The organism is Streptomyces sp. NPDC111606 (genome assembly GCF_055656945.1).
In genome coordinates this window covers 439,836-460,134 of record NZ_JBVKBY010000008.1, presented here as the reverse complement: position 1 = coordinate 460,134, position 20,299 = coordinate 439,836, and the positions used below count along the sequence as shown (strand labels likewise).

The 20,299-nt window shown below is 68.8% G+C and carries 16 protein-coding genes and 4 tRNA genes; 9 read left to right on the top strand and 11 right to left on the bottom strand.

From position 1 onward, the window contains the following. Nucleotides 1-13 precede the first annotated feature (13 nt). The 7 genes from ACZ7M7_RS28985 to ACZ7M7_RS28955 all read left to right on the top strand — a co-directional run bounded on the left by ACZ7M7_RS28985 (nucleotide 14) and on the right by ACZ7M7_RS28955 (nucleotide 6,697). Nucleotides 14-1,576, top strand: coding sequence for a metallophosphoesterase family protein (locus ACZ7M7_RS28985; RefSeq protein WP_472121637.1), 1,563 nt, complete (start codon nucleotides 14-16; stop codon nucleotides 1,574-1,576). A gap of 80 nt (nucleotides 1,577-1,656) precedes the next feature. Next, a tRNA-Glu gene (locus tag ACZ7M7_RS28980) sits at nucleotides 1,657-1,729 on the top strand. Between the two features lie 37 nt (nucleotides 1,730-1,766). After that, nucleotides 1,767-1,841: transfer RNA gene (locus tag ACZ7M7_RS28975), tRNA-Asp, on the top strand. 26 nt (nucleotides 1,842-1,867) lie between these two features. Continuing rightward, a tRNA-Phe gene (locus tag ACZ7M7_RS28970) sits at nucleotides 1,868-1,941 on the top strand. 113 nt (nucleotides 1,942-2,054) lie between these two features. After that, on the top strand, nucleotides 2,055-5,999 hold the full coding sequence (hrpA, locus tag ACZ7M7_RS28965) for an ATP-dependent RNA helicase HrpA (protein WP_472121634.1): 3,945 nt from the start codon (nucleotides 2,055-2,057) through the stop codon (nucleotides 5,997-5,999). Nucleotides 6,000-6,093: 94 nt separating this feature from the next. Then, nucleotides 6,094-6,168: transfer RNA gene (locus ACZ7M7_RS28960), tRNA-Asp, on the top strand. A 313-nt stretch (nucleotides 6,169-6,481) separates the two neighbouring features. After that, complete coding sequence (locus ACZ7M7_RS28955) at nucleotides 6,482-6,697, top strand: DUF6274 family protein (protein ID WP_383607986.1); 216 nt, start codon at nucleotides 6,482-6,484, stop codon at nucleotides 6,695-6,697. 493 nt (nucleotides 6,698-7,190) lie between these two features. Here ACZ7M7_RS28955 and bldC read toward each other — a convergent pair whose 3' ends face one another. Next, a complete protein-coding gene (bldC, locus tag ACZ7M7_RS28950; protein ID WP_003949541.1) occupies nucleotides 7,191-7,397 on the bottom strand; it encodes a developmental transcriptional regulator BldC in 207 nt (68 codons plus the stop codon). Between the two features lie 572 nt (nucleotides 7,398-7,969). Continuing rightward, nucleotides 7,970-8,812: a DUF8083 family protein gene (locus ACZ7M7_RS28945; protein ID WP_383607988.1), complete on the bottom strand. Its 843-nt coding sequence runs from the start codon at nucleotides 8,810-8,812 to the stop codon at nucleotides 7,970-7,972. A 224-nt stretch (nucleotides 8,813-9,036) separates the two neighbouring features. Between ACZ7M7_RS28945 and ACZ7M7_RS28940 the strand changes: the two genes are divergently transcribed. Both ACZ7M7_RS28940 and ACZ7M7_RS28935 read left to right on the top strand, forming a co-directional pair. After that, nucleotides 9,037-10,125: a Leu/Phe/Val dehydrogenase gene (locus ACZ7M7_RS28940; RefSeq protein WP_383607990.1), complete on the top strand. Its 1,089-nt coding sequence runs from the start codon at nucleotides 9,037-9,039 to the stop codon at nucleotides 10,123-10,125. A 318-nt stretch (nucleotides 10,126-10,443) separates the two neighbouring features. Beyond that, entirely contained in the window at nucleotides 10,444-10,701 is a 258-nt protein-coding gene (locus ACZ7M7_RS28935; RefSeq protein WP_030049714.1) for a DUF3073 domain-containing protein, read from the top strand. A 72-nt stretch (nucleotides 10,702-10,773) separates the two neighbouring features. Here ACZ7M7_RS28935 and purM read toward each other — a convergent pair whose 3' ends face one another. The 9 genes from purM to purS all read right to left on the bottom strand — a co-directional run bounded on the left by purM (nucleotide 10,774) and on the right by purS (nucleotide 19,938). Next, complete coding sequence (gene purM, locus ACZ7M7_RS28930; RefSeq protein ID WP_383607992.1) at nucleotides 10,774-11,841, bottom strand: phosphoribosylformylglycinamidine cyclo-ligase; 1,068 nt, start codon at nucleotides 11,839-11,841, stop codon at nucleotides 10,774-10,776. A 62-nt stretch (nucleotides 11,842-11,903) separates the two neighbouring features. Next, nucleotides 11,904-13,433 carry an amidophosphoribosyltransferase gene (gene purF, locus ACZ7M7_RS28925; RefSeq protein ID WP_383607994.1) on the bottom strand — a complete coding sequence of 510 codons (1,530 nt, stop codon included), beginning with the start codon at nucleotides 13,431-13,433 and terminating at the stop codon, nucleotides 11,904-11,906. A gap of 61 nt (nucleotides 13,434-13,494) precedes the next feature. Further along, the gene (locus tag ACZ7M7_RS28920) at nucleotides 13,495-14,289 is read right to left on the bottom strand and encodes an META domain-containing protein (protein WP_383607996.1); all 795 of its coding nucleotides are present in this window, start codon (nucleotides 14,287-14,289) and stop codon (nucleotides 13,495-13,497) included. 112 nt (nucleotides 14,290-14,401) lie between these two features. Next, entirely contained in the window at nucleotides 14,402-15,199 is a 798-nt protein-coding gene (locus ACZ7M7_RS28915; RefSeq protein ID WP_383607998.1) for a maleylpyruvate isomerase family mycothiol-dependent enzyme, read from the bottom strand. Nucleotides 15,200-15,209: 10 nt separating this feature from the next. Continuing rightward, on the bottom strand, nucleotides 15,210-16,046 hold the full coding sequence (locus ACZ7M7_RS28910) for a M23 family metallopeptidase (protein WP_472121628.1): 837 nt from the start codon (nucleotides 16,044-16,046) through the stop codon (nucleotides 15,210-15,212). A 73-nt stretch (nucleotides 16,047-16,119) separates the two neighbouring features. After that, the gene (locus tag ACZ7M7_RS28905; RefSeq protein ID WP_383608002.1) at nucleotides 16,120-16,620 is read right to left on the bottom strand and encodes an ArsR/SmtB family transcription factor; all 501 of its coding nucleotides are present in this window, start codon (nucleotides 16,618-16,620) and stop codon (nucleotides 16,120-16,122) included. Nucleotides 16,621-16,742: 122 nt separating this feature from the next. Next, nucleotides 16,743-19,001 (bottom strand): phosphoribosylformylglycinamidine synthase subunit PurL, encoded by a 2,259-nt coding sequence (gene purL / locus ACZ7M7_RS28900; RefSeq protein ID WP_383608004.1) that lies wholly within the window; start codon nucleotides 18,999-19,001, stop codon nucleotides 16,743-16,745. After that, nucleotides 18,998-19,678, bottom strand: coding sequence for a phosphoribosylformylglycinamidine synthase subunit PurQ (gene purQ, locus ACZ7M7_RS28895; protein ID WP_369272024.1), 681 nt, complete (start codon nucleotides 19,676-19,678; stop codon nucleotides 18,998-19,000). Before purQ ends, purL begins: the two co-directional genes overlap by 4 nt. Next, the gene (gene purS, locus ACZ7M7_RS28890; RefSeq protein ID WP_015659417.1) at nucleotides 19,675-19,938 is read right to left on the bottom strand and encodes a phosphoribosylformylglycinamidine synthase subunit PurS; all 264 of its coding nucleotides are present in this window, start codon (nucleotides 19,936-19,938) and stop codon (nucleotides 19,675-19,677) included. Before purS ends, purQ begins: the two co-directional genes overlap by 4 nt. Nucleotides 19,939-20,299: the final 361 nt, after the last annotated feature.

Here is a 20,299-nt window from a genome sequence, read left to right as displayed (position 1 = left end):
GCATACGGGACCAATGGCCCGCGTCCCCGCCGTGTTCAGGAAAGCTGTCGGACACCTCCCCAGGGCCCCGCGCGCCCTCGCCCGCCGCTACGCCACCCGCCGCCCAGGCCCCACCCCCGAACTCGTCACCCAGCCGCACCCCTGGTCACGCGCCGTCGGCCTGGTCGCCGTCGTCCTCATCGGCACCTGGCTCGGCCTGCTGATCGTCGGCAACGTCCGCGCCCCCGTCGGCCCCATGAACACGACGATGACCCTGCGCCCCTCCCTCACCGGCGGCACAAAGATCAACGTCTCCCCCCTCGGCGCCCTCCAACTCGACAGCCACATCGCCCCGGTCCGCCTGGACGTCAACGTCGACCAACTCGATCCCGTCCGCTCCCAGGCCCTCGTGGACCACCCCGAACGCCTCTCCGGCCTCCAGGACGAAGTCACCCAGGACGTCACCCACGGCACCGTCGACCTGGCCCTGCGCAGCTGCGTCGCCGTCGTCACCGGCGCCACCGCCCTCGGCCTCGCCGTCTACCGGCGCCCCCGCCGCGCCCTCGCCGCCGGCGGCCTCGCCCTCACCCTCCTGGCCGCCTCCGGTGGCACCGCCTACGCCACCTGGAACCCGGAGTCGGTCCTGGAACCGAAGTTCTCGGGCCTGCTGTCCTCCGCCCCGTCCCTGGTCGGCAACGCCCGCAGCATCGTCACCGAATTCGACGTCTACCAAAAGGAGTTGGCCCGCCTGGTCACGAACGTGACCAAGCTCTACGACGCCACCTCCACGCTCCCCGCCTACGCGCCGGACCCCACCACCATCCGCGTCCTGCACGTCTCCGACATCCACCTCAACCCGGCGAGCTGGAAGATCATCGCCTCGCTCGTCGACCAGTACAAGGTCAACGTCATCGTCGACTCCGGCGACACCATGGACCACGGCACCGCCGCCGAGAACGGCTTCCTCGACCCCATCGAGGACCTCGGCGCCCCCTACGTCTGGGTCCGCGGCAACCACGACTCGCGCCTCACCCAGCGCTACCTCGAGGACCTCAAGAACGTCCACGTCCTCGACGACGGCAAGGCGAAGACCATCGCCGGCCTGCGCTTCGCCGGCATCGGCGACCCCCAGTTCACCCCCGACCGCTCCCAGATCCCGGGCGGCGACGCCGCCAACGAACTGGCGGGCGCCCGCCTGGCCACCTCGCTCCGCGACCAGAAGACCGCCGGCACCCCCGTCGACGTCGCCGTCGCCCACGAACCCGTGGCCGCCCGCGAGACCGACGGCGAGGTCCCCCTCGCCCTGGCCGGCCACGTCCACCACCAGGAGATGGAGCTCCTCCCCTACGGCACCCGCCTGCGCATCGAAGGCTCCACCGGCGGCAGCGGCCTGCGCGCGATCGAGGGCAAGCACCCCGACCCCATCCAGACCTCGATCCTCTACTTCGACCGCGACACCCGCCGCCTCCAGGCCTGGGACGAGATCGAACTCGGCGGCCTCGGCCTCACGACCGCGGAGGTGAGGCGCCACCTGGTGGAGGAGAACCAACCGGGCGCCACCGAATCCGAGACGGCGTCCCCCGCCCCCACCCCGTAAACCGTTTTGGCGATACCTCCCGCCATCCCATATGCTTCTCACGTCCCCGACGCGCTGAGAAGCGCCCAGGCGGGCCGATAGCCCTCATCGTCTAGCGGCCTAGGACGCCGCCCTTTCAAGGCGGTAGCACGGGTTCGAATCCCGTTGGGGGCACGCAGTACGGTGTGCGACACTGTCGTACGCATCGCAAGGTCCTGTGGAGCAGTTTGGAGTGCTCGCCACCCTGTCAAGGTGGAGGCCGCGGGTTCAAATCCCGTCAGGACCGCAGTGAGGCTTCGCAAGAGCCCTCACGGCTGGGTAGCTCAGTTGGTACGAGCGATCGCCTGAAAAGCGATAGGTCGCCGGTTCGACCCCGGCCCCAGCCACCGCAGAAAGCCCCCGCCGATCACTCGGCGGGGGCTTTCGCACATCCCGCCCCAACCGCCACGGACAAAAGCGTTCGCCACGGATTTCGGTGGGATGAGATCCTGGACCGCGTATGTCTACGCACCCCGCCCCCGCCATGGGCGCCCTCGCCCCCCGTCTGACCGAGTTGTCCCTGCGTGATGCGCAGCGGCTCGGGCGGCGGCTCGAAGGTGCGCGCAAGATCCGCAAGCCCGAGGCTCGGGCCGCCGTGCTCGCCGAGATCGAGACGGAGATCGCCAAGGGCGAGGAGCGGATCGCCGGCCGGCGCGCCCGTGTCCCTGCGGTCACGTATCCCGGGCAGCTGCCGGTCAGCCAGAAGAAGGACGACATCGCGGCCGCCATCCGCGATCACCAGGTCGTGATCGTCGCCGGTGAGACCGGGTCCGGCAAGACCACGCAGATCCCCAAGATCTGCATGGAGCTGGGGCGCGGGGTGCGCGGCATGATCGGGCACACCCAGCCCCGTCGTATCGCCGCCCGGACCGTCGCGGAGCGCGTGGCCGAGGAGCTCGACACGCCGCTCGGCGAGGCCGTCGGCTGGAAGGTGCGGTTCACCGACCAGGTGAATCCGGAAGCGACCTTCGTCAAGCTCATGACGGACGGCATCCTGCTGGCCGAGATCCAGACCGACCGCGAGCTGCGCGCCTACGACACGATCATCATCGACGAGGCCCACGAGCGGTCCCTGAACATCGACTTCCTGCTCGGGTATCTGGCACAGCTGCTGCCGAAGCGGCCCGATCTGAAGGTCGTCATCACCTCGGCCACCATCGATCCGGAGCGGTTCTCCCGGCACTTCGGTGAAGCGCCGATCATCGAGGTCAGCGGCCGGACGTATCCGGTGGAGGTGCGCTACCGGCCGCTCCTGGAGGAGGACTCCGAGGACGCCGACCGCGACCAGATCACCGCGATCACGGACGCCGTCGAGGAGCTGATGGGTGAGGGGAAGGGCGACATCCTCGTCTTTCTCTCCGGGGAGCGGGAGATCCGGGACACGGCCGACGCGCTCACCAAGAAGCAGTACCGGTTCGTCGAGGTCCTGCCGCTCTACGCCCGTCTCTCCCACGCCGAGCAGCACCGCGTCTTCCAGCCCCACACCGGTCGCAGGATCGTTCTGGCGACCAACGTCGCCGAGACCTCGCTCACGGTGCCGGGCATCAAGTACGTCATCGACCCCGGTTTCGCCCGGATCAGCCGGTACAGCCATCGCACCAAGGTGCAGCGGCTGCCCATCGAGCCGGTCTCCCAGGCCAGCGCCAACCAGCGCAAGGGCCGCTGCGGCCGGACGAGCGACGGTATCTGCATCCGGCTGTACTCCGAGGACGACTTCGTAGCCCGCCCGGAGTTCACGGATGCGGAGATCCTCCGTACGAATCTGGCGTCCGTCATCCTGCAGATGACCGCGGCCGGCCTGGGCGACATCGAGAAGTTCCCGTTCATCGACCCGCCGGACCACCGCAACATCCGCGACGGCGTGCAGCTCCTGCAAGAGCTCGGTGCGCTGGACCCGATGCAGAAGGACGCACGCAAGCGGCTCACGGACATGGGCCGCAAGCTCGCTCAGCTGCCCGTCGACCCGCGGCTGGCCCGGATGGTCCTGGAGGCCGACAAGAACGGCTGTGTCCGCGAGGTCATGGTCATAGCTGCGGCCCTGTCCATCCAGGATCCGCGCGAGCGCCCGGCCGACAAGCAGGCCCAGGCCGACCAGCAGCACGCCCGCTTCCGGGACGAGACGAGCGACTTCCTCGCGTATCTGAACCTGTGGCGGTACGTCCGTGAGCAGCAGCGCGAGCGCGGCTCGTCGTCGTTCCGGCGGATGTGCAAGCAGGAGTACCTGAACTTCCTGCGCATTCGCGAATGGCAGGACATCTACACACAGCTGCGCACGGTCGCCAAGCAGATGGGCATCCACCTCAACGAGGACGACGCCCCCGCCGACCGCGTGCATGTCTCCCTGCTCGCCGGCCTGCTCTCGCACATCGGCATGAAGGACGTGAAGGACGGCGCGAAGAACGAGTACCTGGGTGCCCGCAGCGCCAAGTTCGCGGTCTTCCCCGGGTCGGCCCTCTTCAAGAAGCCCCCGCGCTTCGTGATGTCCGCCGAGCTCGTGGAGACATCGCGCCTGTGGGCCCGCGTCAACGCCAAGATCGAGCCCGAGTGGGTCGAGCCACTGGCGGAGCACCTGCTCAAGCGCACGTACTCGGAGCCGCACTGGGAGAAGGACCAGGCTGCGGTGATGGCGTACGAGAAGGTCACGCTGTACGGCGTCCCGATCATCGCCCAGCGCAAGGTCAACTACGGCCGTATCGACCCGGAGGCCAGCCGGGAGCTGTTCATCCGCAACGCCCTGGTCGAGGGCGACTGGCGCACGCATCACAAGTTCTTCGCCGACAACCGCAAACTCCTCAGCGAGGTCGAGGAGCTGGAGCACCGCGCGCGGCGCCGGGACATCGTCGTGGACGACGACACCCTGTTCGACTTCTACGACCAGCGGGTGCCCGATCACGTGGTGTCCGGCGCCCACTTCGACTCCTGGTGGAAGCACAAGCGGCACGAGGAACCCGAGTACCTGGACTTCGAGCGCGAGATGCTCATCCGGGAGTCGGCTGAGGCGGTCACCAAGGCCGACTATCCCGACGCGTGGCGGCAGGGGCAGCTGAAGTTCCGTGTCACGTACCAGTTCGAGCCGGGCGCGGACGCGGACGGTGTGACGGTCCACGTCCCGCTCCAGGTCCTCAACCAGGTCACGGACGACGGCTTCGACTGGCAGATCCCGGGTCTGCGGGAGGAGTTGGTGACGGAGCTGATCCGCTCCCTCCCCAAGCCGATCCGCCGCCACTACGTGCCGGCGCCGAACTTCGCGAAGCGGTTCCTGGACGCGGCGGTCCCGCTGCAGGAACCCCTGACGATGACCATGGCGCGCGAGCTGAAGCGCATGGTCGGAGTGCCCTTCACCGCCGACGACTTCGACTGGTCGAAGGTCCCCGACCATCTGCGCATCACGTTCCGGATCATCGACGAGCGGCGCCGCAAGCTGGCGGAGGACAAGGACCTGGAGACCCTGAGGCTCCGTCTGAAGCCGAAGGCGAGACAGGCCCTCTCGCAGGCCGCGGCGGCCACCGCCTCCCGCCAGGGCGGTGAGTCCCTGGAACGCAAGGGCCTGACCGACTGGACCATCGGCTCGCTGACCCGCGTCTTCGAGACCCGCCGCGCCGGCCAGCCGGTCAAGGCGTACCCGGCGCTGGTGGACGACGGCGACACGGTCTCGGTCCGGCTCTTCGACACGGAGGCGGAACAGGCGGAGGCGATGTGGAAGGGCACCCGCCGCCTGATCCTGCGCAACATTCCGGTCAATCCGGCGAAGTTCGCGTCCGAGAAGCTGACGAACGCCCAGAAGCTCGCCCTGTCCGCCAACCCCCACGGCTCGATCCAGGCCCTCTTCGACGACTGCGCGATGGCGGCGGCGGACAAGCTGATCGGCGACTTCGGCGGGCCGGCGTGGGACGAGGAGTCGCACCGGAAGCTGTACGACAAGGTGCGTGCCGAGATCGTTGACACGACGGTCCGTGCGGTGGGCCAGGTACAGCAGGTGCTGGCGGCCTGGCAGGCCGCTGAGCGCCGCCTGAAGGCCGTACGCAGCCCTGTCCTGCTGGCAAACCTCACGGACGTCCGCAAGCAGCTGGACGCCCTCGTGAAGCCCGGCTTCGTGACACAGGCGGGCCTGCGCCGCCTGCCCGACCTCATGCGATACCTGATCGCGGTGGACCGGCGCCTCCAGCAGATGCCGACGAACGTCCAGCGCGACTCGGCGCGCATGGAGAAGGTCCACGAGATGCAGGACGAGTACGCCTGGCTGCTGGAGCAGATGCCGCAGGGCCGTCCGGTTCCTTCGCAGGTGCTGGACGTCCGCTGGATGCTGGAGGAGCTCCGCGTCAGCTACTTCGCGCACGCGCTCGGCACGGCGTACCCGATCTCGGACAAGCGGATCGTGAAGGCGATCGACACACTGGCGCCGTAACCGTCCGTGCACGCAGGGTGAGTTCGACCAGTGGGCTCACCCTCCTGTACAGTCTCTTCTCGCAGCGCAAGGCACGAATAGCGCCGCAAAACCTGGTCCTGTGGAGCAGTTTGGAGTGCTCGCCACCCTGTCAAGGTGGAGGCCGCGGGTTCAAATCCCGTCAGGACCGCAGAACGAGATCGGCCCGCATCCCACCAGGGACGCGGGCCTTTCTTCATCCCCACCACCCGCCTCCCGCCGTGCCAAGGTGGAGGCCGCGCCCGCGGCGCAGCCGCAATCGAGTACAGCAAATCCCGTCAGGACCGCAGTGAACGAGATCGGCCCGCATCCCGGCAAGGGAAGCGGGCCTTCTTCGTGTCCGGCGCCGGTTTCCCCCCCGCCCGGCGGCGGCCGGGGGAGCCCCCTGCCATCTTGACGGAGTCACATTCGCTCGGTACCCAGAAATCAGGGCTCTTCCCGGCGTGGCCCCCTGGAGGTGGCGTATGGCGGCATCGACTAGGCACGAGACGCGGGCGTTGCTCCGTGCGCACCTGTCGGCCGCCTCCTGCTATCCACGACATCTCACTCGCCACTGCCCGATCTGCCATCACCTGTTGCGTCTGGCGATGGCTTCCGCTCCGTACCCCGCCCCTCGCACCGCACAGCCGGCCCCACCCCCCGAGGAGGTCGCCGAGGACGAGGCCGCGTCGCCGGCGTGACCGCGGGCAACGTCAACTTCCGTCCCGCCGTGGGGCGCTGGAAGCCGTGTGCCCCAATAGCGCACATGGGCCAGAGGCAACAAGCACCGCGCGATGTGACGGGTGTCACCGCATGAGTTTCCGTAAGCCTGGTACTTACACCTCGCCTACAACTGGTCAATTTAATATGTGCAATTGCACCAGCTTCCCGCGATCGCCCGGTGCACGCTGAGTGACCCTCAGGGCGAATCCACAGGAGATCCGACGCCCCTCCCCAGACTCCGACAAGGCCGCCCACAGGACCACCTGCCGGCACACATCCTGCGCACAAAAAAGATCGCGCTGGACTCGGCGGAGTCCAGCGCGATCCACGACGCACCCTTGTTGCGTGCCTGAAGTGCTCTGATTGGCTTGGGCGTGGGCTCTGTTGGGGCAGAACCCGCGTCGCTTGGAGCTAGGGGTCGGGCGCCACGGCGGTTGGGGGAACTGCCGTTTTGCCCGGTTATGGAGTTGTTCAGGCCTCGCTGCGCTGCTGCGGGATGCCCGCGAGCAGTGCGCGGACCTCAGCCTCGCGGTAGCGGCGGTGTCCGCCGAGCGTACGGATGGAAGTAAGCTTCCCGGCCTTCGCCCACCGCGTGACCGTCTTGGGGTCGACGCGGAACATCGTGGCGACCTCAGCCGGGGTCAGCAGCGGCTCGGCATCAGGGGTGCGAGCGGTCATGAGCGGCCTCCTCGGGAGAACCGAACCTTCTCGGTTCTTTCCTCTAAATTCTGCACCTTGACCCGCGTTGCCCGAAATGGCGGACGCGAGTCGAGTCGGTTATAGGACGAACGGCTTGTCCTCGGCACTACAACTACACCATCTGTCCAGCCGCGTCGGCCAAACCGATGGAATTGCCCTCCCAGGTGTTCATCAGCGACGGAAGCCGATGGACCATGCCATAGCGGACAGTCACGCCACTGTGACGATCAGTCACAGTGGCGTGCAGGAGTCCCAAGACCCCCCAAAGCGTGCAATGTCGAGCGAGAGTCCTCCCCGGACTCCTTGTCCTATTTTGGCACGAGGAGGGGTTAGGGGCGCAAGAGCCGCGTAAGTGCGGTCCGTCACGCTTACGCGCATTGATGGATCCTTCGCGCAGTACGCCCGGATCGGGGCCTACGTCCCATGTTGACGAGACATCAGGAACCCCAGAGCGAGCACGAAACCCCAAAACGGGCGTTTCGTCAAACGCCAGTTCGTTACATCACACAGTTCGTTACGTCACACGAGTCATGACGTCTCACCCGGACCGCTCAGTTGGCGGAACGCCGGTCCCGTACCGAACGCCAGCGCTCCACGAGCCGCCCGTAGGCCGTCCCCGCGGCCGCCCCGTCGCCGCGCCGCAGCGCGTCGATGCCCTCGGCCACGTCCGCCGCCGAGTGGTCGTCCTCCAGCTCGCCGGCCGGCAGCGTGTGCACCAGGCCGCCGTAGTCCAGCTCGACCAGTGAGCGCGGATGGAACTCCTCCAGCCAGCGGCCGACGTCCACCAGGCCGTCGATGAGGGGCCCTTCGTCGATGGCGTCCTTCAGGGTCCGCAGGGCCCGCGCCACCCGCCGCCGCGCCTGCACCATCGGCGTCCGGTAGCGCAGCATCGGGGGAATCTCGCCCGAGCCCTTCTCGAAGCGCCGCTCCCCGTCCGACACCAGCACGAACCAGTGCAGCGGCACCTGCCAGGTCGAGGTGCGGATCCACGGCCGGGCGTCCGGGTTGCGGGCCAGCCAGCGCTCGTAGTCCTGGGCCGCCTGGCGCCGTACGACCTCCGGCAGCACCGCGTCCAGAACGGGCTTGGGCAGCTCGTCGCCGAGCTCTTCGAGGGCCTGCCAGCCGCGCAGCCGGGTGCGCCACGGGCACACGCACAGCACGCCCTCGACCTCGAGCACGAAGGCGTCGCCGCTCTCGTGCACCGGCACGGGGATGGGCGGCGTGGGCAGCAAGTCGGCCAGGGAGCGGCGCAGTTCGTCCTGGTACGAGGGCCGGTCGGCGCGGCGGGCGTAGCGGGCCCAGTGGTCGCGCTCCGGTTCCGGGAAGGCGGCCAGTGGCTCGTACACCCGCAGATAGGTCGCGTACGGGACGATCACCGAGGACACCTTGGGCACGCCTGCTCCCTCCCCCGCCGTCTGCCAGGGAAACCTGCGAAACCCGCTCACAAACGTGCGGGAAAACTATGCAAATCGTCGCACGGGTGCACTCCGGGAGTAGGTGATCCTGAGCACTGCGGGTTGGACGGGCGCCGACGGGTTTAATCTCATGCTCAACAGCTCTCCCGCCACCCGTACGGGAGCCAGCTCCAATCGCCGCACCGTACTCAGGAGTCACCACAGTGACCGACGTAACACACGGCGTCCTGCACACCCTGTTCCACTCGGACCAGGGGGGACATGAGCAAGTCGTGCTCTGCCAGGACCGCGCCAGCGGCCTCAAGGCCGTCATCGCCATCCACTCCACCGCCCTGGGCCCCGCCCTCGGCGGTACGCGCTTCTACCCGTACGCGACCGAGGAAGAGGCCGTCGCCGACGCGCTGAACCTCGCGCGCGGGATGTCCTACAAGAACGCCATGGCCGGTCTCGACCACGGCGGCGGCAAGGCCGTGATCATCGGCGACCCGGAGAAGATCAAGTCCGACGAGCTGCTGCTGGCGTACGGCCGGTTCGTGGCCTCCCTGGGCGGCCGCTACGTCACCGCGTGCGACGTCGGCACGTACGTCGCCGACATGGACGTCGTGGCCCGCGAGTGCCGCTGGACGACCGGGCGCTCCCCGCAGAACGGCGGCGCGGGCGACTCCTCCGTGCTCACCGCCTTCGGCGTCTACCAGGGCATGCGGGCCTCGGCCCAGCACCAGTGGGGCGACCCGTCGCTGCGCGGCCGCAAGGTCGGCATCGCGGGCGTCGGCAAGGTCGGCCACATCCTGGTCGAGCACCTGGTGGCCGAGGGCGCCCAGGTCGTGATCACGGACGTGCGCGAGGAGGCCGTCGGCCGGATCGTCGCGGCGCACCCGGAGTCGGTGACGGCCGTCGCCGACACCGCGACCCTGATCCGCGTCGAGGACCTCGACATCTACGCCCCCTGCGCGCTCGGCGGGGCCCTGAACGACGACACGGTGCCGGTGCTGACCGCCCGCATCGTGTGCGGCGCGGCCAACAACCAGCTCGCCCACCCGGGCGTCGAGAAGGACCTCGCCGACCGCGGGATCCTCTACGCGCCCGACTACGTGGTGAACGCCGGCGGCGTCATCCAGGTCGCCGACGAGCTGCACGGCTTCGACTTCGACCGGTGCAAGGCGAAGGCCTCGAAGATCTACGACACCACGCTGGCCATATTCGCACGTGCGAAGACGGATGGGATTCCGCCGGCCGCCGCGGCCGACCGGATCGCCGAGCAGCGGATCGCGGAGGCACGCAGGGCGCTCTGATCCGGGCGGCAATCGATCATCCGGAAGCCCTAACAAGGGTTTGAGCGGTACCCGCCGGTGGGCAGTTGGAGAGAACTCTCACTTCTACCGGCGGGTCGACCGCCAATAAGTGGTTAAAATCGCGGTTGACCAGCGGGGACGGGGCACCCCGAGGGTTGTGGGACCGGGCACGTGGTGCGGGCGACGTACCGTATGGGCGCGGGCTCAGGTACCGTGGAAGCCCTACGGACCGGTCTCTCCGAGGAGAGCCCGTTCCAGATCATGAACGCGTGTCAAGACTCTGGGGCCGTCGAGCCCCGTCACCGAGGGGGTCGAGCCATGGGGCGCGGCCGGGCCAAGGCCAAGCAGACGAAGGTCGCCCGCCAGCTGAAGTACAACAGCGGCGGGACTGACCTGTCGCGTCTGGCCAACGAGCTGGGCGCTTCGACTTCGAGCCAGCCGCCGAACGGCGAGCCGTTCGAGGACGACGACGAAGAAGACGACCCGTACGCCCAGTACGCGGACTATTACAACGACGATGAGGACGACGAGGACGACGAGTCCGGTCCCACGTCGCAACAACGCCGCGGCGCTTGACTATCCAGCAGTGCCTGACCCGGTCCTGAGCGGTTACCCGCCGGACCGGGTTTTGCGCTGCCTTCGCAGGCGTCAGCCGTTGTAGTCACTCACCAGGGCGGCGCCCGTCTCGTGGTCGCCCCGGTCCGTGATCTCACCGGCGACCCACGCGTCGACCCCGCGGTCGGCGAGCGTGGCGAGCGCCGCGTCCGCGGACTCCTCCGGCACGATCGCGATCATGCCGACGCCCATGTTCAGCGTCTTCTCCAGCTCCAGACGCTCGACCTGACCGGTCTTGCCGACGAGGTCGAAGATCGGGGCCGGGGTCCAGGTGGAGCGGTCCACGATCGCGTGCAGGTTGTCCGGGATCACCCGGGCCAGGTTGGCCGCGAGGCCGCCGCCGGTGATGTGGCTGTACGCGTGCACGTCCGTGGTGCGGGTGAGGGCCAGGCAGTCCAGCGAGTAGATCTTCGTGGGCTCCAGCAGCTCCTCGCCGAGGGTGCGGCCGAGCTCGTCGATCTGCGCGTCCAGGGCGAGGCCGCCCTGGTTCAGCAGGACGTGCCGGACCAGTGAGTACCCGTTCGAGTGAAGGCCGGAGGCCGCCATGGCGATCACCGCGTCACCCGTACGGATGCGATCCGGGCCCAGCAGCCGGTCGGCCTCCACGACGCCCGTACCGGCGCCGGCCACGTCGAAGTCGTTCTCGCCCAGCAGACCCGGGTGCTCGGCCGTCTCGCCGCCGACCAGGGCGCAGCCGGCGAGCACACAGCCCTCGGCGATGCCCTTGACGATGGCGGCGACCCGCTCGGGGTGGACCTTGCCGACGCAGATGTAGTCGGTCATGAACAGCGGCTCGGCACCGCACACCACGATGTCGTCCATGACCATCGCGACCAGGTCGTGGCCGATCGTGTCGTAGATGCCCATCTGGCGGGCGATGTCGACCTTCGTGCCGACACCGTCGGTGGCGGAGGCCAGCAGCGGGCGCTCGTAGCGCTTGAGGGCGGAGGCGTCGAAGAGGCCGGCGAAACCGCCGAGGCCGCCGAGGACCTCGGGGCGCTGGGTCTTCTTCACCCACTCCTTCATCAGCTCGACCGCGCGGTCGCCCGCTTCGATGTCGACGCCCGCGGCTGCGTAGCTGGCACCAGTTGTCTCAGACATGGCTAGTGAGAACCTTCGTGTCGTACGGCAGGCGTTTTTTGAAAAGGCACGGCACGGGCCGCTTACGGGCGGCGGATCGCGTCGGCGGCGGCCGTGGCGGCCGGGCCGGCGGCCAGCTCCGTCTCCAGCAGCTGCTTGCCGAGCAGCTCGGGGTCCGGGAGATCCATCGGGTACTCGCCGTCGAAGCAGGCGCGGCAGAGGTTCGGCTTGGCGATGGTGGTCGCCTCGATCATGCCGTCGATGGAGATGTACGAGAGGGAGTCGGCGCCGAGCGAGGTGCCGATCTCGTCGATCGTCATGCCGTTGGCGATGAGTTCGGCGCGGGTGGCGAAGTCGATGCCGAAGAAGCAGGGCCACTTCACGGGGGGAGAGGAGATCCGGATGTGGACCTCGGCCGCTCCCGCCTCGCGGAGCATGCGGACCAGGGCCCGCTGGGTGTTGCCGCGCACGATGGAGTCGTCGACGACCACCAGGCGCTTGCCCTTGATGACTTCCTTCAGCGGGTTCAGCTTCAGACGGATGCCGAGCTGGCGGATGGTCTGCGAGGGCTGGATGAACGTACGTCCGACGTACGCGTTCTTCACGAGACCCGCACCGAACGGGATGCCGCTCGCCTCCGCGTAGCCGATGGCGGCCGGGGTGCCGGATTCCGGGGTCGCTATGACCAGGTCGGCGTCGACCGGGGCTTCTTTCGCGAGCTTGCGGCCCATCTCCACGCGGGAGAGGTACACGTTCCGGCCGGCGATGTCGGTGTCCGGGCGAGCCAGGTACACGTACTCGAAGACACAGCCCTTGGGCTTTGCTTCCGCGAATCGCGAGGTGCGCAGACCGTTCTCGTCGATGGCGATGAACTCGCCCGGCTCGACCTCACGGACATAAGCGGCGCCGCAGATGTCGAGGGCGGCGGACTCGGAGGCGATGACCCAGCCGCGCTCCAGGCGGCCGAGGACCAGCGGGCGGATGCCCTGCGGGTCGCGGGCCGCGTACAGGGTGTTCTCGTCCATGAAGACGAGGCTGAAGGCGCCCTTGACCTGCGGAAGGACCGTGTGGGCGGCTTCCTCGATGGTCAGCGGCTTGCCGTCCTCGTCGACCTGGGCCGCGAGCAGCGCGGTGAGCAGGTCGGTGTCGTTGGTGGCCGCGACGCGCGGGGTGCGGCCACCCTCCTGCTTGGGCAGGTCGGCGACCATCTCGGCGAGCTGCGCCGTGTTGACCAGGTTGCCGTTGTGGCCGAGCGCGATGGAGCCGTGCGCGGTGGCGCGGAACGTCGGCTGGGCGTTCTCCCACACGGAGGCACCGGTGGTCGAGTAGCGGGCGTGGCCCACTGCGATATGACCCTGGAGCGATCCGAGAGAGGTCTCGTCGAAGACCTGGGAGACCAGGCCCATGTCCTTGAATACGAGGATCTGGGAGCCGTTACTGACCGCGATTCCCGCGGATTCCTGGCCCCGATGCTGGAGGGCGTAGAGCCCGAAGTACGTGAGCTTTGCGACCTCTTCACCCGGAGCCCAGACACCGAAGACGCCACAAGCGTCCTGGGGGCCTTTCTCGCCGGGAAGCAGATCGTGATTGAGTCGACCGTCACCACGTGGCACGGCTCCGAGTGTAGGCGAGATCGACCACTGGTCCGAATTGGGGATACGCGGCAGTAAAGGATCACTCAGCGGCGGACGCGTTTACGCGCTCGCCGTTTTCGCTGGTCAGCGTGAGGGTGCGATGATCCACTCGGTACTTCACCGTGCCGTCGAAGAGGCCCAGGAGGGTCTTCTCCGTATTCATGAGTGAGGTGTCGCACATCATTCGCGTGGTGGACGCCGTGCCGAGCGTGATACTGCCGTCGCGGACCGTGGCCTCGGCCCTCACCTTGTTGCATCCGAGGCTGCCGTTGACCAGGCCGGTCTTCTCGTCGAACGTGAGGTGGGCCTTGCCGTCGGTGTCGGGGCTGGTGATGGCCCACTTCGTGCCCTCCAGCGGGGCCGCCTTCTCCTTGGTGAGGGCGACGCGGTCACCGTCCGCCGTGGTGAGGGTGAGCTTGTCGCCGTCGACCTCGGCGGTGAGGTTGCCGTCGGAGAGGGTGCGGGCGAGGCTCACCTCGAAGTCCGGGGTGACGCCTTCGCAGGCCATCTCGGTCGCCTGCATCTTGTCGAAGGTGACCTTGCTGTCGGTGAAGGCGGCGTCGGCGCCGAAGTTGTTGCAGCCCAGGTTGCCCTTGACCGCGCCCCCGTCGGCGATGCGCACATAGGCGTTGCTCGGGGCGGCGCTCTTCTTTCCGTCGACGGTGACCTCGTCGACGGCCCAGTGCGCGCCGGTGACGGAGGCCGACGCCCCGGAGCCGACCGTGTCACTGCCGGCGTCCTCGCTGCCGCAGGCCACGGCGAGCGGGAGAAGGGTCAGCGCGGCGACGGTGGCCAGTCGCTTCTTGTCCTTGCCGAGTGTGCCGAGTGTGTTCATGCCGGTGGGACGGGAGGGACGCGAGACTGGTTCCGCTTGTGAGGCCGGACGGGGCACGCCGGCCGTGTCCCGCATTCCGTCTGCCGTGACCGGCTCTTTCGCAGGTCCCGCCTCACCCCATGAGGGGCAGCAACCCGCCCAGATCCGCCCGCTCCCCGCTCGCACGCACCTTGGCCTCCGCGACGGCCGCGTGCCAGGCCACCCGCCCGGTCGCCAGCCGGATCCAGGTCAGTGGATCGGTCTCGACGACGTTCGGCGGCGTGCCCCGGGTGTGCCTCGGCCCCTCCACGCACTGCACGACGGCGTACGGCGGGATCCGCACCTCGGTCGACCCGCCGGGCGCCTTCACGGCGAGCGCGTCGGCGAGGAGGCGGGTGCAGGCGGCGAGGGCCTGACGGTCGTACGGGATGTCGAGACCGGGGACGGCGGCGTTCAGGTCGTCGGAGTGGACGACGAGTTCGACGGTGCGGGTGACCAGGTGGTCGGCGAGGGCTATCGCACCGGTGCGGGCTGCGAGGAGCCGGTCGCCGGGGGCGTCCGCCAGCCGCTGCGTGAGGTCTTCCTCGGTGCGGGCGTAGAGGGCGGCCAGGTCGGCGTTGGCTGCGGCGAGATCGCGGGTCCCGTCGTCGATGTCGCCGGCCCGGGCCGCGGTGGCGAAGGGCCAGTCCAGGAGGGTGAGGTCGGCCTTCGCCGGCTCGTCCCGGTCGAGGCTGCGGCTCACGTCCCGCACGGCCATGGTCACGTGCGCCGCCAGGTCCCGTACGGTCCAGCCCTCCAGGCGGGTGGGCAGGGCGAGTTGCTCGGGGGTGAGGGTGCGTACGGCCTCGCGTACATGCCCGAACTGGGTGAGGACCGCGGTGCGGATCTTGGCGGGGTCGTAGGTGCGGGCGCGCTTCTTGGCCGGGGGCATGGACGCGAGATTAGTCGTCGGCACCGACAACCGGGCGGACCACCTCGAACACCTCCTGGTTGCGCGGCACCCCGACACCGCGCCAGCGGAAGGGCACACCACGGGCGCTGTCCGGGTCCGGGCCGTCCATCAGCTGGAAGTGGAGGTGCGGCTCCGAGGAGTTGCCCGAGTTTCCGCAGCGGGCGATGACCTGCCCGGCGTGCACCCGGTCGCCCTCCCGGACGGCGAGCGAGCCGCGCCGCAGGTGGGCGTAGGCCGCGTAGGTGCCGTTGCCGAGATCCAGGATCAGGTGGTTGCCGAGGATGCGGCGAAGGCCCGCCATCTCGCGGACCGAGCCCTCGATCAGCATCAGGTACAGCAGTCCCGCGAGCGAGTTGCGGCTCAGGTGATCGCGCTGTCCGTCAACGGCCCGCACGACCGTGGCGTCGGCGACCGCGAGGATCGGTTCGTCGAAGGCCGGGAAGTCCTGGGGGCGCCGGGCGATCGGCCACAGCCAGTGGAAGCCGGGGCGCCCGCCGGGTTCCGGCTCGGCGAGGATGTCGATGGCGTACGTCTGCCCGTGGGCGTGGACGCCGTGGCTCGGGGTGCGGTCTGCCGGGCTGTTCAGCGCGGACCAGCGGCCGGTGACCGGCGGGGCGACCTCGAGAGGTTCCGTGGCCCGGCGCGAGCTGTCCGGGGCGCCGCCCCAGCGATTGACGACGGTGACGACGACGTACGCCAGGACCAGCGGCAGGAAGTCCCACCAGACCGGGTAGCCCCAGCCGAAACAGATGTGGGCGATCACCAGGCCGATGAAGGCCAGCTGGAGGCCGCGGAAGGCCACCATGGCGAGCTTGCGTGCGGACATCGTTCCCCCTCTGGGTCGGTCCCTCTCTCGGTCCCCGTTCCGGGACTTGCTGCGGGACTTGCTGCGGGCCTCGTTACGGACGGGCCGCCGACAGAGCCACCAGCAGCGGTACGACCCGCCCCGGCGGCACCTCGTAGCGGCCCCGGCCGGTCGTGTGCAGCCAGCCCGCGCCGGTGAGCTGGCGCAGGTGGTGGTAGATCTGGCCGGTCGTGCCGACCTCGTCCAGCTCGGCCAGTTCGGCCGCGGTGCGGCGGCCGGCGATGACCTCGCGGAGCAGCCGGAGCCTGACCGGGTGACCGAGGGCGGCGAAGGACTCGGCGGCCTCGGTGAGCTCGGCGTCCAGCAGCCCCTCGGTCAGCGCTCCGTGCTGCCACTCGTACTGCTCCCCGGTCGGCAGCCGTACCGCACCGGTGAACAGCACTCCGCCGTCGGCCGCGCCCAGCTCGGCAAGCTGCTCCTTGAACCCCTGCAGGGCCCAGAAGTCGCCCTCGCCGATGCGGGGGGCGCCCTGCTGCGCGCTCTCCAGCGCTGCCAGCCGTCGCTCGAGGTCGGCGACGCGTTGTTCGAGTTCCACGCTTCGATATTACGGAAGTACGTAATTACGAGCAAGCCTTGAGGCACGGGCGCCCGGGAGGCGGTACGGCAAAGCCCCCGCCCGGTGACCGGACGGGGGCTTCGGAGCCGTGGGCCCCTCGTCTACTTCAGCAGCGCCGGAATCGTCGCCTCGTGCGTCTCGCGCAGGTCCTCCAGGGAGAGCGCGAACTCGCCCTGCAGCTCCACCGAGTCGCCGTCGACGACACCGATGCGGGTGACCGGCAGGCCCCGCGCACCGCACATGTCGTTGAAGCGGAGCTCCTCGGAGCGCGGCACGGCGACGACCGCGCGTCCCGCCGACTCGGAGAAGAGGAAGGTGAAGGCGTCCAGCCCGTCCGGTACGACCAGACGCGCGCCCTTGCCGCCGAGCATCGCCGACTCCACGACCGCCTGGATCAGACCGCCGTCGGACAGGTCGTGCGCGGAGTCGATCATGCCGTCCCGGGAGGCGGAGATCAGGATCTCGGCGAGCAGCCGCTCGCGCTCCAGGTCGACCTGGGGCGGCAGACCACCGAGGTGGTCGTGCACGACCTGCGACCAGGCCGAACCGCCGAACTCCTCACGGGTGTCGCCGAGGAGGTAGAGCAGCTGCCCGTCCTCCTGGAAGGCGACCGGCGTGCGGCGCGCGACATCGTCGATGACGCCGAGGACCGCCACGACCGGCGTGGGGTGGATGGCGACCTCGCCGGTCTGGTTGTAGAGCGAGACGTTGCCGCCGGTCACCGGGGTGCCCAACTGCAGGCAGGCGTCCGCCAGTCCGCGCACGGCCTCCGCGAACTGCCACATCACCGCCGGGTCCTCGGGCGAGCCGAAGTTCAGGCAGTCGGAGACCGCGAGCGGCTTGGCGCCGGTCGTGGCGACGTTGCGGTACGCCTCCGCCAGCGCCAGCTGGGCACCGTGGTAGGGGTCGAGCTTCGCGTACCGGCCGTTGCCGTCCGTGGCGATGGCGACGCCGAGGCCGGTCTCCTCGTCGATGCGGATCATGCCGGAGTCCTCGGGCTGGGCGAGGACGGTGTTGCCCTGCACGAAGTGGTCGTACTGCGAGGTGATCCACTTCTTGGAGGCCTGGTTCGGGGAGCCGACCAGCTTGATGACCTGGTCCTTCAGCTCTGCCGAAGTCGTGGGCCTGGGCAGCTTGTTCGCGTCGTCGGCCTGCAGCTCGTCCTGCCAGGACGGGCGGGCGTAGGGGCGCTCGTAGACCGGGCCCTCGTGCGCCACGGTGCGCGGGTCGACGTCGACGATCTTGCCGCCGTGCCAGTAGATCTCCAGGCGGTCGCCGTCGGTCACCTCACCGATGACGGTGGCGATGACGTCCCACTTCTCGCAGATCTCCAGGAACCGGTCGACCTTCTCCGGCTCGACGACCGCGCACATGCGTTCCTGCGACTCGCTCATGAGGATTTCCTCGGGCGAGAGCGTGGAGTCGCGCAGCGGGACGTCGTCCAGGGTGACGCGCATACCGCCGGAGCCGTTCGAGGCCAGCTCGGAGGTGGCGCAGGACAGGCCGGCCGCGCCGAGGTCCTGGATGCCGACGACCAGCTTCTCGGCGAAGGCCTCCAGGGTGCACTCGATGAGGAGCTTCTCCTGGAAGGGGTCGCCGACCTGGACGGCCGGGCGCTTCGACGGCTTGGCGTCGTCGAAGGTCTCGGAGGCGAGGATCGACGCGCCGCCGATGCCGTCGCCGCCCGTGCGAGCCCCGTACAGGATGACCTTGTTGCCCGCGCCGGACGCCTTCGCGAGGTGGATGTCCTCGTGCCGCATCACACCGATGGCACCGGCGTTGACCAGCGGGTTGCCCTGGTAGCAGGAGTCGAAGACGACCTCGCCGCCGATGTTGGGCAGGCCCAGGCAGTTGCCGTAGCCGCCGATGCCGGCGACGACACCCGGGAGCACCCGCTTGGTGTCGGGGTGGTCGGCGGCGCCGAAGCGCAGCGGGTCGACGACCGCCACCGGGCGCGCGCCCATCGCGATGATGTCGCGGACGATGCCGCCGACACCGGTCGCGGCGCCCTGGTAGGGCTCGACGTACGACGGGTGGTTGTGCGACTCGACCTTGAAGGTCACGGCGTAACCCTGGCCGACGTCCACGACACCGGCGTTCTCGCCGATGCCGACAAGCATCGCGTCGGACTCGGGGGCCTTCTCGCCGAACTGGCGGAGGTGGACCTTGGAGGACTTGTACGAGCAGTGCTCGGACCACATGACCGAGTACATGGCGAGCTCGGCACCGGTGGGCCGGCGGCCGAGGATCTCCACGACCCTCTCGTACTCGTCCTTCTTCAGGCCGAGTTCGGCCCAGGGCAGCTCGACGTCGGGGGTCGCGGCCGCGTGCTCGACCGTGTCCAGAGGCGTCCGGCTCATGCGTTGACCAGCTTCTTGAGGATCGAGGTGAAGAAGGGGAGACCGTCGGTGCGGCCCGACCCGATCAGGGGCTCGACGGCGTGCTCCGGGTGCGGCATGAGGCCTACGACGTTCCCGGCCTCGTTGGTGATGCCGGCGATGTCGTTGAGCGAGCCGTTCGGGTTGAAGTCGAGATAGCGGAACGCGACCCGGCCCTCCGCCTCCAGCTTGTCCAGCGTGTACTGGTCGGCGACGTACCGGCCGTCCATGTTCTTGAGCGGGATGTGGATCTCCTGCCCGCTCTCGTAATCACTGGTCCAGGCAGTTTCCGCGTTCTCCACCCGCAGCTTCTGGTCGCGGCAGATGAAGTGCAGATGGTCGTTGCCGAGCATCCCGCCGGGCAGCAGGTGCGCCTCGGTGAGGACCTGGAAGCCGTTGCAGATACCGAGGACCGGCAGTCCGGTCTTCGCCTGCTCGATGACGGTCTCCATCACAGGCGAGAACCGGGAGATGGCTCCGGCGCGCAGATAGTCGCCGTAGGAGAAACCGCCGGGCAGCACCACGGCGTCGACCTGCTTGAGGTCCTTGTCCTTGTGCCAGAGGGCGACCGGTTCTGCGCCCGCGAGACGGATCGCGCGCTGAGTGTCCCGGTCATCGAGACTCCCCGGGAAAGTGACGACGCCAATACGAGCGGTCACTTCGCGGCCTCCGCGACTTCCTCCACCTTGACGGTGAAGTCCTCGATCACGGTGTTGGCGAGGAAGGATTCCGCGAGATCGTGGATGCGAGCGAGCGCGGCCTCATCGACCGGCCCGTCAACTTCCAGTTCGAATCGCTTTCCCTGACGTACGTCCGAGATGCCTTCGAATCCCAGCCGCGGCAGTGCGCGCTGCACCGCCTGGCCCTGGGGGTCGAGGATCTCCGGCTTGAGCATGACGTCGACTACGACGCGTGCCACTGGCACTCCCGGTGTGTGGTGCTGAGCAGGTTCCTTCAGACTACCCGCACAAAATTTCTACGCGAGTAGAGTTGTAGGAAGCTACGTGACAGCCATCACGATGAGGTACCGGAGGGGGGCGTTCACGAAAAGTTACGGGAAAGATCCCCGATCAGCCGCAGATAGGTATTGCGCCCGCCCGTCTCCCACCACCACCCTCAATCGAAGTCGCTGCGCTCCCTCTTGATTTTTGACACGCGGACAGATTTAGTCGGGCTTCACATTGCATTGCCGGGCACTGTACAAATGAATTGGCAAATAGCCGACACTCGGCACGTCATCCCAGCTGAGCTGTATGACATGCCGGACGAAGGGACCGATA

Excerpts from the sequence above, each read along its gene's own strand:
- ACZ7M7_RS28985 (WP_472121637.1), top strand. The coding sequence starts at position 14 with ATGGCCCGCGTCCCCGCCGTGTTCAGGAAAGCTGTCGGACACCTCCCC.
- hrpA (WP_472121634.1), top strand. The coding sequence starts at position 2,055 with ATGTCTACGCACCCCGCCCCCGCCATGGGCGCCCTCGCCCCCCGTCTG.
- ACZ7M7_RS28955 (WP_383607986.1), top strand. The coding sequence starts at position 6,482 with ATGGCGGCATCGACTAGGCACGAGACGCGGGCGTTGCTCCGTGCGCAC.
- bldC (WP_003949541.1), bottom strand. The coding sequence starts at position 7,397 with ATGACCGCTCGCACCCCTGATGCCGAGCCGCTGCTGACCCCGGCTGAG.
- ACZ7M7_RS28935 (WP_030049714.1), top strand. The coding sequence starts at position 10,444 with ATGGGGCGCGGCCGGGCCAAGGCCAAGCAGACGAAGGTCGCCCGCCAG.
- purM (WP_383607992.1), bottom strand. The coding sequence starts at position 11,841 with ATGTCTGAGACAACTGGTGCCAGCTACGCAGCCGCGGGCGTCGACATC.
- ACZ7M7_RS28920 (WP_383607996.1), bottom strand. The coding sequence starts at position 14,289 with ATGAACACACTCGGCACACTCGGCAAGGACAAGAAGCGACTGGCCACC.
- ACZ7M7_RS28915 (WP_383607998.1), bottom strand. The coding sequence starts at position 15,199 with ATGCCCCCGGCCAAGAAGCGCGCCCGCACCTACGACCCCGCCAAGATC.
- ACZ7M7_RS28910 (WP_472121628.1), bottom strand. The coding sequence starts at position 16,046 with ATGTCCGCACGCAAGCTCGCCATGGTGGCCTTCCGCGGCCTCCAGCTG.
- purL (WP_383608004.1), bottom strand. The coding sequence starts at position 19,001 with ATGAGCCGGACGCCTCTGGACACGGTCGAGCACGCGGCCGCGACCCCC.